This is a genomic window from Bacillus sp. RC242 (genome assembly GCF_044908245.1).
GTDB classification, from domain to species: domain Bacteria; phylum Bacillota; class Bacilli; order Bacillales; family Bacillaceae_G; genus Bacillus_A; species Bacillus_A mycoides.
In genome coordinates, this window is record NZ_JBIYCZ010000015.1 from 98377 (window position 1) to 112657 (window position 14281).

Below are 14281 nucleotides of genomic sequence, written 5' to 3' on the forward strand. Positions count from 1 at the left end.
GTAAGAAAGTTAATGAAAAGAGTAATTGGTATTAAGTTATGTTTTATATATTTTCATTAATTCGCTCTTTGTTTTTGTTATGTAAAATATGTAAGAGTGCTTGAAATACCTTAAATGAATGCTGGAATATTGGACTTTGAATAAAAGTGTATAGAAAAGTTACGATAAAAATAGGACCTCCTAGCATGTATCCAATGACTAGTACAAAGCATTCTACAATGATTCGAGCACGACTAATAGATAACCCAGTTTTGTCAGAAATAGTAAGCATGAATCCATCGCGAGGTCCAGCGCCAATCCCAGCCGCAACGTACATACCGCCCCCAATTCCTGTAATTGCAATACCAGAAAATAAAATGAGTAAGTTTATCCATAAATAATCACTAGCGTTTGGAAGGATGTTTGATCGTAAGAAAAAGTCCATAATAGGACCGATAAGTAGTGCATTTAAAAATGTACCTACGTTTATATATTTTGGATCTACTAATAAAGAGATAAGAACGAGGCATAACCCACATATGACACTCCAAGTACCAAGTGTCCATCCGAATCGTTCATAGAGAGCCATATTTAATACTTCCCAAGGGTGTAAACCGAGGAATTTAACTTTGACTGCGAGAGCATTTCCAAGTCCAAAAAAAATTAATCCTAGGAAAAAAAGAAAATAGCGAAAGAGAGTTAGCCTCATCTTTAAAACCTCCCAATATATAATGATGTATATTACATGTTTGAATTTAAATGTACAAATGTTATGTCTTTTTATGATTTATTAAAAATGTAAATGGATATATATTTTCACAGTCAAAAAAGTTAAAATATTTCGTTATAAGGATTATAATAGAGAAAGAAATATAAAAGGAGTGAACGAATTTGAAACAAGAACTTATTGAAAGATTTACGAGATATGTGAAGATTGATACACAATCAAATGAAGAAAGTCATACAGTACCAACAACACCAGGACAAATTGAGTTTGGTAAGTTATTAGTGGAAGAGTTAAAAGAGATTGGATTATCAGAAGTGACGATGGATGATAATGGTTACGTAATGGCAACACTGCCTGCTAATACAGATAAGGATGTTCCTGTAATCGGCTTTTTAGCTCATTTAGACACAGCAACAGATTTCACGGGGAAAAACGTAAAACCACAAATTTATGAAAATTTTGATGGAAAAGCAATTACGTTAAATGAAGAGTTAAATGTTGTGTTAACACCTGAACAGTTCCCAGAATTGCCATCATATAAAGGCCATACAATCATTACAACTGATGGTACAACACTTCTAGGAGCTGATGATAAAGCTGGTCTAACAGAAATCATGGTAGCAATGAACTATTTAATACATAATCCGCAAATTAAACATGGGAAAATAAGAGTAGCATTCACACCAGATGAAGAGATTGGCCGTGGACCATCGCATTTTGATGTAGAAGAGTTTGGTGCATCCTTTGCCTATACGATGGACGGAGGTCCATTAGGTGGTTTAGAATATGAAAGTTTTAACGCTGCAAGCGCTAAGTTAACCTTTAAAGGGACAAATACACATCCTGGAACAGCGAAAAACAAAATGCGCAACGCAAGTAAACTTGCTATGGAATTTGATAGATACTTGCCAGTAGAAGAGGCACCAGAATATACAGAGGGATATGAAGGGTTTTATCATTTACTTTCTTTAAATGGTGATGTTGAGCAAAGTAAAGCTTACTATATTATTCGAGATTTTGAACGTAATCATTTTGAAGCGCGTAAAAATACCATTAAAGATATTGTGAAAAACATGCAAGAGAAGTACGGCGAAGAGGCAATCGTTTTAGAGATGAATGATCAATATTATAATATGCTTGAAAAAATTGAACCGGTGAGAGAAATTGTTGATATTGCTTATGAGGCAATGAAAAGTTTAAATATTGAACCAAATATTCATCCGATTCGCGGCGGGACAGATGGATCTCAATTATCATATATGGGATTACCAACACCAAACATTTTTACTGGCGGTGAAAACTACCATGGTAAATTTGAATATGTTTCGGTAGATACTATGGAAAAAGCTGTTCAAGTTATTGTAGAAATCGCAAGACGCTTTGAAGAACAAGCTTAAAAAGAGAACCAAGTAGTAATGAAGTGCTACTTGGTTCTTTTCTATAGTAAAACATACAAAGTGAAACTTGTTACAAGACGTTTGTAAAAGGGGGAAATGTTATGAGTGAAAATCAGTATCATGGTTATATAGGGACATATACAAAAGCAGAGAGTAAGGGGATTTATAAATTTATACTTGATACGAACATCGGAGAACTTAAAGGGATTGAATTAGCAGCTCATATAGGAAGTCCGACATATGTAACGATTAGTCATAACAACGAGTACCTTTATTCTGTTGCGAAAGATAATGGGTTAGGTGGAATTGCTAGTTTTTCCATTCATAATAAATCCGGTAATCTAAATTCGATTAACATGCAAGTTTTAGAAGGGGTATCGCCGTGCTATGTAAGTGTGAATCGGGAGAATAGTATAGTAGTAGCAGCGAATTATCATAAAGGAACAGTTGAATCTTATATAGTGAAAAAGGGTAGTGGAAGTATAAATACTGCTACGACAATTGTAGAACATAAAGGTTCAGGACTGAATAAGGAAAGACAAGAAAAGGCGCATGCTCATTATGCGAATTTTACTCCTGATGAAAAATATGTAGTAGCAGTTGATTTAGGAATAGACAAGGTGATTACATATAAAGAAAGTGACGGAGGATTAATGGAAGCTGCTTGTTTATCTGTTAAACCTGGTAGCGGTCCGAGACATCTTGTATTCCATCCCAATAAACATCTTGCATACGTTATGACGGAACTAAGTTCAGAGATTATTGTACTGCAATATGATGCACATAGTGGTAGTTTTAAAGAAAAACAATATATCTCTACATTACCTGAAGATTATAGTGAAGAAAGTTATGGAAGTGCAATTTATATCTCTTCAGATGGCAAATTTGTTTACGCAGCAAATAGAGGGCATAATAGTATCGCAGTTTTCCGAGTAAATGAGCATAATGGAGAGCTAACTTTTATTGAAACAGTATCGACAGAAGGAGATTGGCCACGGGACTTTTCTTTAGATCCGACAGAAAGATTTTTAATTGCTGCGAATGAAAAATCTAATACATTGACTTTATTCTCTAGAAATGAATTAACGGGGAAATTAGTGCTCTTACAGGATGGAATAAGTGCGCCAGAACCGGTATGTGTGAAGTTTTTGCATGTGAAAAAGTAGATAGGAGAACATTTATGAATTTCAAAGATTATAAGGTCTGTCATATATATGGACAACAAATGTGGCATGATCAAGCTATTATTATTGGAAATAAAGAAGGGTTAGAGCAATTAAGGGATATGATTGATTTGGCAATAAATGAAAATCAAAGTGAAGAAGTTTTCTTTCCAGTTGATTTCGAAGGATATACTTTAAAAGTCATGTGTGTAGAAGACGATGAGAAGTTAGAACACTTATCTTTACCATATCATGATGAAAACTATTATACAAAAAGCGATGATGAAATATCACCTGAAAATATATTAAAAAAAAGCACTTAAAAATGCTTTTTTTTAATATAGCACCCGCCACAAATAAAAAGTCGCGTAAGACTCCCAATTTGTCCAATTTGATGCAAATTCTTTTATTTCATTTTTAGTCGGTTTCTTTTCGGAACCTGTTATAAATTTAATTGCATTATGCAAACCAACATCATCAATTGGAAAAGCTGAAGGGAATCGTAAACAACGCATCAAAACATAGTGAGCTGTCCATGGCCCTATACCGCGAATGCTAGTTAATTGTTTTTCAGCTTGCTTCACATCTTGTATTTGTAATAGAGATTCTTTTGATAATTTACCTTCTGTAATGAGCTGCGCGACGTCAATTAAGTATTCGCACTTTCTTGTAGTCATTTTTAATGTTGCGAGATCTTCTACATCTAAATTTGCTATTACTTCAGGTGATGGGAATATCCAATGTTTTCTACCGTTCCAATCTACATAATCACCAAAATTTTCGACTAATCTTCTTTTTAGAGTATAGGCATATGTGAGGTTGATTTGTTGACCTAGAATCCCCCAGCATAGTGCTTCAAATAAATCCGGAATTCCCAAAGTACGAAGACCGTAAAATTCTTTAATGGGTTTTTGAAGGAGTGGGTCGTGTTTAGCTAATTTATAGAAGGGAGCTAAATCAGTAGTTAAATCAAACCACTCTTTTACATAGTTAGATACGGCATCGTGTGCCCATTTTTCAGAGACATATGATTCTCCTAAAAAACGTATTTGAATATTACTATCGGCATTCAAACCAATTTCAATTAATGGATTTATGTTTTGAACAGGAATGACTTTATAGATTTTATTGTTTTCAATATGAAACATACATTCATTTTTAGAACGCGATAGATAGCGTAAGTTTTCTTGAAAACTAAATTCTTTTGGAACGACTAAAGACAATATTTCATTACAATCCTCTGTCATATTTACTCCTCCCGAAGCGCTTCTAATTTGAGCAATTCTTTTTTCATTTCTAAACCACCTCTAAAACCGGTAAGTTTACCATTTTTCCCAATAACGCGGTGACAAGGAATAGTGATAAGCAGAGGATTTGCCCCAACGGCAGTCCCAACTGCACGTACAGCGTTAGGTTTTTGAATTCTTTCCGCAATCTCTGAATAAGAATGTGTCTCCCCATAAGGAATTTCACGTACTGTATTCCAAACAGCTAATTGAAATGCAGTTCCGTAAACATCGATAGGAATTGTAAAGGTTTCTAGTTTGGTTTCCAAATACTCGATAAGTTCTTTTGTGTATGTTTGCAGATAATCTGGATTTTGGATGAATGTATGTTGTGGCAGTTTTTTGCTAGCCCACGTATTTAGTTCTTCAAAAGTTTCATTTTGCGATCCGATGAAGCATAATCCATTTGAAGTAGCTGCAATATGCATACGCCAATGTTTATGAATAAGCAATGTCCAATATATAGTTTTATTTTCATATGGTTTCATTATTTCATACCTCTTTTATTCCGTTCTTTTTTCGATATTCAGTAGGGGTAAATCCTGTCTTCTTTTTAAATAAAGTCGCGAAATACTCCGGATTTTCTATCCCGACATCAGTACTAATTTCCATAATGGATTGATTTGTATGTGAAAGGTATTCTGTCGCTTTTTTAATTCTGAATTGCTGTATATATTCTATTGGACTAATCCCTACAATTTTCTTGAAAGTGCGTTGTAGATGATAAGGGCTACCATGGCATATTTCTGCGAGTAAGTCGAGGGTTAACACGTCACAATAATGTTTTTGGATATATTCTTTAATTTGCTCTACCCATTCTTCATTAGGTAAAGTTAGCCCGTTTGGTTTACAACGTTTACACGGACGAAAATTTTCATGTAATGCTTGCTCTGCCTTAAGAAAAATACGTACATTGTTTTTATTCGGTATTCTCGATTTACATGATGGTCGGCAAAAAATACCGGTTGATTTTACAGCGTAAAAGAATTTGTCATCATATGTGGAGTCATTATGAATAATTGCTTGCCAATACTCATTTGTTACTGTGAACTCTTCATTATGCACAGAACATCACCTCTGGCATTAGTATAACCTGAATAAAGTACGTATGTACGCATTTATGAATGTAAGAGCAAGATTACAAAGATGAAACTATGATAGGGTATCTATTTTGTGTTAGCATGAAAATTGAAAATGCACATCAAGAGGAGGAACATAGATGAAGTTGATTTCATGGAATGTAAATGGTTTGCGAGCAGTTATTGCAAAAGGTGGATTTTTAGAATATCTTGAGGAATCAAAAGCTGATATATTTTGTTTACAAGAGATTAAATTACAAGATGGGCAAATTGATTTAAATCCAGAGGGATACTATACATACTGGAATTATGCTGTGAAAAAAGGCTACTCAGGAACGGCTATTTTCACGAAAAAAGAACCGCTTTCTGTTACATACGGTTTAGGGATTGAAGAGCATGATCAAGAAGGACGAGTTATTACGTTAGAATTCGAAGATTTTTATATGATAACGTTATATACACCAAACTCCAAACGTGGATTAGAACGCTTAGATTACAGAATGAAATGGGAAGATGATTTCAGGGCCTATATTAAGCGATTAGATGAAAAGAAACCAGTTATTTTTTGTGGAGATTTAAATGTTGCCCATAAAGAAGTAGATTTAAAAAATCCGAAAAGTAATCGGAAAAATCCTGGTTTTTCGGATGAAGAAAGAGAGAAATTTACATGTGTTTTAGAGGCGGGATTCATTGATACGTATCGCTATCTTTATCCCGATCAAGAAGGAGCGTACTCATGGTGGTCATACCGTATGGGTGCAAGAGCGAAAAATATCGGTTGGCGTTTAGACTACTTTGTGATTTCTGAAAGGCTAAAACATAAAATTACCGATGCGAAAATTAATAGTGAAGTGATGGGATCGGACCATTGTCCAGTTGAATTACATATAGATTTCTAAAAAAAGAAGTATCTTCCTGAAAAAAGGAGATACTTCTTTTTTGTTCAGTTTGTTAAAATTTTTTAAATCATTCTTGAAATAATCTGATATTAAATATATACTTAATAACGATAATCATTATCACTGGTAGTGATTATCGTGGGATGAGGGTTGTAAAGAATTTAATACTAGGGGAAGTGAACGAGAATGGCTCTCCATTTTACGTAGATTTATTAATGATGTGAAATATAGATGAGGATTATGTTTCATATAATTAAGTTTCATTGTTGAAATAATATATTTGAAGATTTCGAGAGGAGATATATAAAGATGAACAAGAAGTTATTTACATTAGGGATGGTTACAGTTTTAAGTGTTGGTTTAGCAGCATGTAATAGTGCAGACAAAACTTCTGGGGAACAAAAACAACAGACAAAGGCTACGGAAACGAAAAAAGACGAAAAGCGAAAGATTACATATTTAGGTAAAGAATATACAGTACCAGCAAAAGTAGATAAAATTGCGACAGCTAGTTTAGAGTCAATGGAAGATGCGGCAGTACTTGGAATTAAACCGGTAGGTGCAATTACGGTTGGTGGGAAATTACCAGGGAACGTTGCAAAAGATTTAGAAGGTGCGAAATCTGTCGGTGAGAAAATGGAACCCAACTTTGAAACATTACTTCAATTAAAACCTGATGTTATTACATCAAGTACGAAATTCCCAGCAGAAGCGGCTGAGAAATTTACGAAGGTAGCTCCAACAATCCCAATATCACATGTTTCTACAGATTGGGAAGAAAACTTAAAATTAATGGGAGAACTATCTGGTAAAAAAGACAAAGCAGAAAAAATTATTAAGGATTATAAAGCAGACGCTGAAAAAGCGAAAGCAAAAATTGGAGATAAGTTAAAAGATAAAAAGGTACTTGTAATAAGATTAAGAGCGAATACATTATTCGTTTATCCAGAAGGAGTATACTTCAACCCTGTAATTTATAAAGACCTTGGATTAACTGCTCCAGAACAACTTAAAAATGTAAAAGCGCAAGAGAAACTCTCTTTAGAACAACTGGCTCAAATAAATCCAGATTACGTATTTTTACAATATGAAGCAAGTGAAAATAATAAACCAAAAGTACTAGAAGAAATAGAAAGTAATCCAATTTGGCAAAGTGTAAATGCTGTAAAAGAGAAGAAAGTATTTGTAAATACTGTAGATCCTATTGCACAAGGTGGTACTGCTTGGAGTAAAACAGTATTTTTAAAAGAAGCAGTGAAAAATTTGACTAAATAATAAAATTAGTAAGGTGCGTTGAATGATATGCGGAAAATAAATTCACTTCCAATGATAATTTTATGCTTAGCACCCATATGTATTTTACTTACTGTTATTTTATCTATCTTATATGGGACAAAAAATATCGATTTTGAAACGACGTGGAATGCATTGTTTCATTTTGATTCGAGTAATGTAAATCATAATATTATTGTTACATCTCGTTTACCAAGGGTAATTGGAGCTCTTTTAGTTGGAGCTTTTCTAGCCATATCAGGAGCACTTATGCAGGGGATGACAAGGAATTATCTTGCATCCCCTTCTATTATGGGTGTGACGGATGGTTCTGCTTTTGTTATTACAATGTGTATGGTATTCCTTCCGGGAATGTCTTCAGTCAACATGATTTTATGTTCTATGCTGGGTTCAGCATTAGGCGCGGGGATTGTTTTTGGATTTGGTTCACTGCTTAGAAACGGATTGTCACCTGTAAGATTAGCAATTATAGGAACCGTGATAGGGACATTTTTAAGTAGTCTTTCTGCCGCAATTGCTTCTTATTTTCAAGTCTCTCAAAATATTAGTTTTTGGTACAATGCGAAATTAGATCAAGTAGATCCCAATATACTTAAATTAGCAATTCCTTTTGGTATAGTTGGTATTATTTTAGCACTTCTTATTTCAAAATCTATTACAATCCTTTCATTGGGAGAAGAAGTGTCTATTAATTTAGGACAGCGTACGAAAATTATAAAAATGACTGCAATTTTATCTGTTGTATTTCTGACTGGCACAGCAGTTGCTTTAGTAGGGAAAATAGGTTTTGTAGGACTAATTATTCCTCATATTACCCGCTTTTTAATCGGTGTAGATTATAAATGGATTGTGCCTTGTGCTGGAGTAATTGGTGGTGTGTTTCTTGCTTTATGTGATGTGTTAAGCAGATTTGTAAACTATCCATTTGAAACACCAATAGGCGTTGTTACGTCTCTAATTGGAATTCCTTTCTTCCTTTATTTAATTCGTACAAGAGGGGGAGAGAGACATGCTTAAAGGCTCAAGTCAGCGTTTTGTAATGACTATGGGTACTATTATACTTTTAATTTTATGTACCATTTATATTAGCTTAACGAATGGTACATTTGATATTACAATTATGGACGTCTTTCGAACAATTTTTCGGATTGATCCAGTCCCGGAACATGATTTAGTTATATTTGATTTTAGACTGCCGCGAATCATAATTGCTGGCCTAGTAGGATTAGGTCTAGGGATAGCTGGCGCTGTTATTCAAGGGATTACGAGAAATGGTTTAGCAGATCCGGGTATTTTAGGAGTAAATGCTGGTGCAGGAACTGCAATCGTAATTTTTATGTTCTTTTTCCAAGGACAAATAAAGAGTACGGATTGGATTTCTATAATGATGATGCCGATGTTTGGCTTAGTTGGAGGGTTAGGCGCGGCTATATTAATTTATATATTTTCTTGGCGAAATGGAAAGTTAGATTCACAGCGTCTGTTACTAACAGGGATCGCAATAGGGTCAGGTTTCGGAGCGTTTTCTATGTATTTATCATTGAAAATGAAAGCAACTGACTTTGAAATGGCAGCTGTCTGGGTTTCAGGTAGCATATATAATGCAAACTGGAAATACATTATTGCAATGTTGCCGTGGCTTATTATATTAATTCCAATTATAAAAAAGAAAGCTTATTTGCTAGATTTATTTCAATTGGAAGAAACGAGTATTACAAGTCTAGGTGTTTCAGTAGAAAGAGAGAAGTCTATTCTATTATTAAGCAGTATTGGACTTGTAAGTGCATGTGTTGCTGTTTCAGGAAGTATTGGATTTATTGGTCTAATGGCGCCACATATAGCCAAAAGACTTGTTGGCATTCAACATAAATATGTAATTCCTACATGCGGAGTAATTGGGATGCTACTTGTAATTGCTTCAGATTTTATCGCAAAAACAATTTTTATGCCTGCAGAATTGCCTGTAGGGATTGTTATTGCTATTGTCGGTGTACCGTATTTCTTATATTTACTTTATAAGGCGAAAGCGTAAGAGGAGGAAATACAAGTGAATATTTTAAGTGCAAAAAACTTGGAAGCAAATTATGAAAAACTTACAGTGTTTCGCGATTTAAATGTGGAAATACAAAAGGGAAAAGTAACGACAATTATAGGTCCAAATGGATGCGGAAAATCGACATTATTAAAAACGATGGGAAGAATTTTAAAACAAAAAAGCGGTAAAGTATATTTACAAGGACAAGATTTAAATACGATTTCAACGAAAGAAATCGCGAAACAGTTAGCTTTGCTTCCGCAAAATCCGATTGCCCCGGGAGAGATTAAGGTAGAAGAGTTGGTTTCTTATGGGCGTTATCCACATCGTAATAACGTGAATAAGTTAACTTCAAAAGATAAAGAAATGATTGATTGGGCATTAGATATTACCAAAACATCAGCGTTTCGAACGAGACAAATTGCGAATTTATCAGGTGGACAAAGACAAAAAGTATGGCTAGCAATGGCCTTAGCGCAAGAGACGGAAGTTTTATTATTAGATGAGCCAACGACATACCTTGATATGTCACACCAATTAGATGTACTGCAAATCGTTGAGAAACTGAATAAAGAACATAATTGTACGGTCGTAATGGTATTACATGATATTAACCACGCAGCTAGATTTTCAGATAAAATTATCGCAATGAAAGAAGGAAACATTATTACAACTGGTAGTCCTATAGAAATTATTACAAACGAGGTGCTAAAAGAGGTATTTCATATCGATGCGCGTGTCATGATAGATCCATATAACGGAGCTCCCGTTTGCTTCGGTTATGATAGTGTATTTCAAGAGGAAAAAGTAGAGATGTATGTAACGAGTTAAGGGGGGATGTGCATAATGAATACTGCTATTGAAAAACAACAAATTATTGTATCTAATACCGAACAGTGGAAAATGTATTCGACATTAGAGAATCGTGAGTATCAAATTCATATTTCAAAACCGAAGCAGCCAGCACCGGATTCTGGTTATCCTATTATATATGTATTAGATGGGAACGCCTTTTTCCAAACGTTCCATGAAGCTATTAAAATACAATCGGTAAGAGCAGAAAAAACAGGTGTGTCACCAGCAATTATAGTAGGTATTGGTTATCCAATTGAAGGCGCATTTTCAGGAGAAGAAAGATGTTATGATCTTACACCTGTCGTAATTTCAAAAGATGCCCCGTTAAAACCGGACGGTAAACCGTGGCCTAAAACAGGGGGAGCACATAACTTCTTTACTTTTATTGAAGAAGAATTGAAACCACAAATTGAAAAGGAATTTGAGATTGATAAAGGAAAGCAAACGTTATTTGGACATTCTTTAGGTGGTCTATTTGCTTTACATATACTATTCGCAAGCGTAAATGCCTTTCAAAATTATTTTATAAGTAGTCCATCTATTTGGTGGAATAACCAATCCGTGCTTGAAAAAGAAAAGAATCTTATAAATGAATTAAACAATGCTAAGGTTGAAACGGGAGTATTCCTTACAGTTGGGTCATTGGAACGAGAGCATATGGTTGTAGGTGCAAACGAATTATCAGAGCGCCTTCTCCAAGTAAAACACGATCAGTTTAGATTTATGTTTTATGAAGCTGAAGGGGAGAATCATGCATCTGTTGTGCCGACATCTTTAAGTAAAGGGTTAAGATTTATTAGTCAGTTGTAGAATAATCGATAATAGCACAAAAAGAATCCCATAGTATGTGGGATTCTTTTTGTTGTATAAACATATTTAAGGTATAAACGATAAACATTCAAATAAACATTTGAATGTTTATCGTTTATAAGGTATACTACATACATAATCAAATATGTATTTGAATAAGAGGTGTTACATATGAAGGAAGAACATTGTGAACTTTGTTATCATGATGAGCAAAACGTAAAACATGCAAGTGATATGTTAGAGAAAGAAAATATAAGTAGTGTAGCGAAAATGTTTAAGGCACTTGCAGATGAAACACGTTTGAAAATTGCTTATGCGTTGTATACGGAAAAAGAGCTTTGCGTACGTGATGTCGCAAGTATTATTCATAGTAGTATTGCAACAGCTTCACATCACTTAAGGCTATTACAAACGATAGGATTAGCGAAAAAGCGTAAAGAGGGGAAACTTGTTTTTTATTCATTAGATGATTCTCACGTAAATGGATTAATTGAATTAGCGTTTAGTCATAGTAGTGAACTGAATAAGAAAGAACTTGATATGTAATCATGCATTTTCATAAAGATACTTCTTTATGAAAATGCAACTTTAAAAGGAGAGGAGATAATAAGTATGGTAAAGCTAGTTTTAATACGGCACGGACAAAGTGAATGGAATGTTGAAAATCGGTTTACAGGTTGGACGGATGTTGATTTATCCAATAAAGGTTTGGAAGAAGCAAGAGAAGCCGGAGTAATGCTGAAAGCTAATGGTTTCTCATTTGATATAGCATATACATCTGTTTTGAGAAGAGCGATGCGTACTTTATGGATTACTCTCGAAGAAATGGATTTGATGTGGATACCTGTTCATAAAACATGGAAATTAAATGAGCGTCATTACGGTGCGCTTCAAGGATTAAACAAGGAAGAAACAGCGAGAAAATATGGTGATGAACAAGTAACTTTATGGAGACGTTCAACAAATGTACGCCCACCATCACTTACAAAAGATGACAAAAGATATGAAGCGGCACATCCGAAATATAGAGATTTAAAAGATCATGAGTTTCCTCTTACAGAAGATCTAGAAGATACAGAGAAACGAGTTGTTTCATATTGGGATGAAGAGATAGCTCCTAATGTAAAAGCTGGTAAACAAGTAATTATTGCAGCACATGGAAATACAATACGTGCTTTAGTAAAACATTTAGATCAAATTTCAGATGAAGATATAGAGAATGTAAACATTCCAACAGGAACACCATTGGTTTATGAATTGGATAACGATTTAAAACCGATAGACCATTATTATTTGAATAGGGAAATTTGTATAAAATAAACACTTTAATATACCCTACCGATGTATTGTATATTTATAATGGAGGTGATTTATATTGTTACATTATACGGTCGTAAATAAAAAGAATTGTGAGTCATGTGGATTATGTACTTCTATAGCACCTGATATATATCAATTAGATGGAAGAGGGAAATCATTTAGTGCATTAGATAATAATCAAGGAATAATGGGAATCCCAAAAACTTTCTTGAAAGCAATGTTGGCGGCAAGTGACGGCTGTCCAACAAGTTCGATTCAGGTAAGAAAAGAGCCATTTATAAATAAGTGAAAATTCAATAGAGGAATTATTAAAGACAAAACAAAATTAAAAGGAGGAATTTATATGGGACATCATCAAGGTCACCAACATCATGGACATACTCACGGGCATTCGCATGGACATCATCATTTTGAGGAGAGCAGGAAAGGGAATAGAAAAGGGTTAATTACAGCTTTAGTAATTACAGCAACTATTATGTTCCTTGAATTTTTTGGAGGACTAGTTACAAATAGTTTGGCCTTATTATCTGATTCAGGACATATGTTAAGTGATACAAGTTCATTATTATTAAGTTTAATTGCAATAGGACTTGCAGCTAGAACGGTTACTTCTACAAAAACATATGGATATTATCGTTTTGAAATATTAGCAGCATTAATTAATGGAATTACATTATTTGTTGTAGCAGGGCTTATCGTATGGGAAGCAATTGGTCGTTTTTTTGAACCACCAACTGTAGCAAGTGGTCCAATGATGTTAATCGCATCAATTGGTTTACTAGCGAATTTAATTAGTGCATGGGCTCTTATGAGACAAGGTGATGTGAAAAATAACGTCAATTTACGTAGCGCATATTTACATGTTCTTGGAGATGCTTTAGGTTCAGTTGGTGCGTTAGTAGCTGGTGCACTTATGTCTTTATTTTCATGGTATATTGCAGATCCAATTATCTCAGTAATTGTAGCGCTATTAATTTTAAAGAGTGCATGGGGAGTAACAAAACATTCCATTCATATACTTATGGAGGGTACACCTGTTTCAATTAAGATAGAACAAGTTAAGCAAGCTATTAAAGAAGTAGAGGGTGTACGTGATATACACGATCTCCACATTTGGACAATTACATCAGGATTAGATGCATTAAGTGTCCATGTAATGATTGATAAAAAACAGGACGATCAAGAAGTGCTTCAAAATATTATTACTATGTTAAAACAGGAGTTCCATATTGAACACGCTACAATTCAAATTGAAACGCTTAAGATTAAGCATAGTGAAATGGTCATTTAATAAAATTGAACAAAAAGGCTATGGAGGAAATTCTCCATAGCCTTTTTGTTCACATAAGTAGAATTGTCCTTTTTGAACGTTTTGTTTCAACTTTTCGTCTAAAGAGACAAAAAGTTGTCACAATTCCGTCACAATTAGCATAAACAT

General features: G+C 34.2%; 17 protein-coding genes. 13 read left to right on the top strand and 4 right to left on the bottom strand.

Going from position 1 to position 14281, the window contains the following annotated elements; all coding sequences use genetic code 11:
* Nucleotides 1-43 precede the first annotated feature (43 nt).
* On the bottom strand, nucleotides 44-688 hold the full coding sequence (locus tag ABH957_RS23560) for a YczE/YyaS/YitT family protein (RefSeq protein ID WP_404448043.1): 645 nt from the start codon (nucleotides 686-688) through the stop codon (nucleotides 44-46).
* A 182-nt stretch (nucleotides 689-870) separates the two neighbouring features.
* Here ABH957_RS23560 and pepT point away from each other — a divergent pair, with 182 nt between their 5' ends.
* The 3 genes from pepT (at nucleotide 871) to ABH957_RS23575 (ending at nucleotide 3589) form a co-directional block, all read left to right on the top strand.
* The gene (gene pepT, locus ABH957_RS23565; protein WP_404457369.1) at nucleotides 871-2103 is read left to right on the top strand and encodes a peptidase T; all 1233 of its coding nucleotides are present in this window, start codon (nucleotides 871-873) and stop codon (nucleotides 2101-2103) included.
* 101 nt (nucleotides 2104-2204) lie between these two features.
* Nucleotides 2205-3269: a lactonase family protein gene (locus ABH957_RS23570; protein ID WP_404457368.1), complete on the top strand. Its 1065-nt coding sequence runs from the start codon at nucleotides 2205-2207 to the stop codon at nucleotides 3267-3269.
* A gap of 14 nt (nucleotides 3270-3283) precedes the next feature.
* Complete coding sequence (locus ABH957_RS23575) at nucleotides 3284-3589, top strand: hypothetical protein (protein WP_016362105.1); 306 nt, start codon at nucleotides 3284-3286, stop codon at nucleotides 3587-3589.
* Between the two features lie 12 nt (nucleotides 3590-3601).
* Here ABH957_RS23575 and ABH957_RS23580 read toward each other — a convergent pair whose 3' ends face one another.
* The 3 genes from ABH957_RS23580 to ABH957_RS23590 are packed head-to-tail and all read right to left on the bottom strand — an operon-like array spanning nucleotide 3602 to nucleotide 5617.
* On the bottom strand, nucleotides 3602-4513 hold the full coding sequence (locus tag ABH957_RS23580; protein WP_002128661.1) for a DNA-3-methyladenine glycosylase 2: 912 nt from the start codon (nucleotides 4511-4513) through the stop codon (nucleotides 3602-3604).
* Between the two features lie 2 nt (nucleotides 4514-4515).
* Complete coding sequence (locus tag ABH957_RS23585) at nucleotides 4516-5040, bottom strand: methylated-DNA--[protein]-cysteine S-methyltransferase (RefSeq protein ID WP_002014654.1); 525 nt, start codon at nucleotides 5038-5040, stop codon at nucleotides 4516-4518.
* Nucleotides 5041-5044: 4 nt separating this feature from the next.
* A complete protein-coding gene (locus ABH957_RS23590) occupies nucleotides 5045-5617 on the bottom strand; it encodes a bifunctional transcriptional activator/DNA repair enzyme AdaA (protein ID WP_002014656.1) in 573 nt (190 codons plus the stop codon).
* A 154-nt stretch (nucleotides 5618-5771) separates the two neighbouring features.
* Here ABH957_RS23590 and ABH957_RS23595 point away from each other — a divergent pair, with 154 nt between their 5' ends.
* The 10 genes from ABH957_RS23595 (at nucleotide 5772) to ABH957_RS23640 (ending at nucleotide 14134) form a co-directional block, all read left to right on the top strand.
* Nucleotides 5772-6530 (top strand): exodeoxyribonuclease III, encoded by a 759-nt coding sequence (locus ABH957_RS23595; RefSeq protein ID WP_404512330.1) that lies wholly within the window; start codon nucleotides 5772-5774, stop codon nucleotides 6528-6530.
* A gap of 309 nt (nucleotides 6531-6839) precedes the next feature.
* Nucleotides 6840-7805: an iron-hydroxamate ABC transporter substrate-binding protein gene (locus ABH957_RS23600; RefSeq protein ID WP_002087985.1), complete on the top strand. Its 966-nt coding sequence runs from the start codon at nucleotides 6840-6842 to the stop codon at nucleotides 7803-7805.
* A gap of 27 nt (nucleotides 7806-7832) precedes the next feature.
* On the top strand, nucleotides 7833-8840 hold the full coding sequence (locus ABH957_RS23605; RefSeq protein WP_002066739.1) for a FecCD family ABC transporter permease: 1008 nt from the start codon (nucleotides 7833-7835) through the stop codon (nucleotides 8838-8840).
* The gene (locus ABH957_RS23610) at nucleotides 8833-9855 is read left to right on the top strand and encodes a FecCD family ABC transporter permease (protein ID WP_002087982.1); all 1023 of its coding nucleotides are present in this window, start codon (nucleotides 8833-8835) and stop codon (nucleotides 9853-9855) included. Before ABH957_RS23605 ends, ABH957_RS23610 begins: the two co-directional genes overlap by 8 nt.
* A 15-nt stretch (nucleotides 9856-9870) precedes the next feature.
* On the top strand, nucleotides 9871-10689 hold the full coding sequence (locus tag ABH957_RS23615) for an ABC transporter ATP-binding protein (protein WP_219303370.1): 819 nt from the start codon (nucleotides 9871-9873) through the stop codon (nucleotides 10687-10689).
* A gap of 15 nt (nucleotides 10690-10704) precedes the next feature.
* The gene (locus ABH957_RS23620) at nucleotides 10705-11523 is read left to right on the top strand and encodes an alpha/beta hydrolase (RefSeq protein WP_404448059.1); all 819 of its coding nucleotides are present in this window, start codon (nucleotides 10705-10707) and stop codon (nucleotides 11521-11523) included.
* 171 nt (nucleotides 11524-11694) lie between these two features.
* A complete protein-coding gene (locus ABH957_RS23625) occupies nucleotides 11695-12069 on the top strand; it encodes an ArsR/SmtB family transcription factor (RefSeq protein ID WP_404512332.1) in 375 nt (124 codons plus the stop codon).
* A 66-nt stretch (nucleotides 12070-12135) separates the two neighbouring features.
* On the top strand, nucleotides 12136-12843 hold the full coding sequence (gene gpmA / locus ABH957_RS23630; RefSeq protein ID WP_404448065.1) for a 2,3-diphosphoglycerate-dependent phosphoglycerate mutase: 708 nt from the start codon (nucleotides 12136-12138) through the stop codon (nucleotides 12841-12843).
* A 55-nt stretch (nucleotides 12844-12898) separates the two neighbouring features.
* Complete coding sequence (locus tag ABH957_RS23635) at nucleotides 12899-13132, top strand: ferredoxin (protein ID WP_219375941.1); 234 nt, start codon at nucleotides 12899-12901, stop codon at nucleotides 13130-13132.
* Between the two features lie 54 nt (nucleotides 13133-13186).
* Nucleotides 13187-14134, top strand: a complete 948-nt coding sequence (locus ABH957_RS23640) for a cation diffusion facilitator family transporter (protein ID WP_404491770.1) — start codon at nucleotides 13187-13189, stop codon at nucleotides 14132-14134.
* The last annotated feature ends 147 nt before the right edge of the window (nucleotides 14135-14281 follow it).

Coding starts and splice junctions, on each gene's coding strand:
- ABH957_RS23620 (WP_404448059.1), top strand. CDS start 10,705: ATGAATACTGCTATTGAAAAACAACAAATTATTGTATCTAATACCGAA.
- ABH957_RS23600 (WP_002087985.1), top strand. CDS start 6,840: ATGAACAAGAAGTTATTTACATTAGGGATGGTTACAGTTTTAAGTGTT.
- ABH957_RS23640 (WP_404491770.1), top strand. CDS start 13,187: ATGGGACATCATCAAGGTCACCAACATCATGGACATACTCACGGGCAT.
- ABH957_RS23585 (WP_002014654.1), bottom strand. CDS start 5,040: ATGAAACCATATGAAAATAAAACTATATATTGGACATTGCTTATTCAT.
- ABH957_RS23625 (WP_404512332.1), top strand. CDS start 11,695: ATGAAGGAAGAACATTGTGAACTTTGTTATCATGATGAGCAAAACGTA.
- ABH957_RS23580 (WP_002128661.1), bottom strand. CDS start 4,513: ATGACAGAGGATTGTAATGAAATATTGTCTTTAGTCGTTCCAAAAGAA.
- ABH957_RS23575 (WP_016362105.1), top strand. CDS start 3,284: ATGAATTTCAAAGATTATAAGGTCTGTCATATATATGGACAACAAATG.
- gpmA (WP_404448065.1), top strand. CDS start 12,136: ATGGTAAAGCTAGTTTTAATACGGCACGGACAAAGTGAATGGAATGTT.
- ABH957_RS23570 (WP_404457368.1), top strand. CDS start 2,205: ATGAGTGAAAATCAGTATCATGGTTATATAGGGACATATACAAAAGCA.
- ABH957_RS23595 (WP_404512330.1), top strand. CDS start 5,772: ATGAAGTTGATTTCATGGAATGTAAATGGTTTGCGAGCAGTTATTGCA.
- ABH957_RS23610 (WP_002087982.1), top strand. CDS start 8,833: ATGCTTAAAGGCTCAAGTCAGCGTTTTGTAATGACTATGGGTACTATT.
- ABH957_RS23560 (WP_404448043.1), bottom strand. CDS start 688: ATGAGGCTAACTCTCTTTCGCTATTTTCTTTTTTTCCTAGGATTAATT.
- ABH957_RS23605 (WP_002066739.1), top strand. CDS start 7,833: ATGCGGAAAATAAATTCACTTCCAATGATAATTTTATGCTTAGCACCC.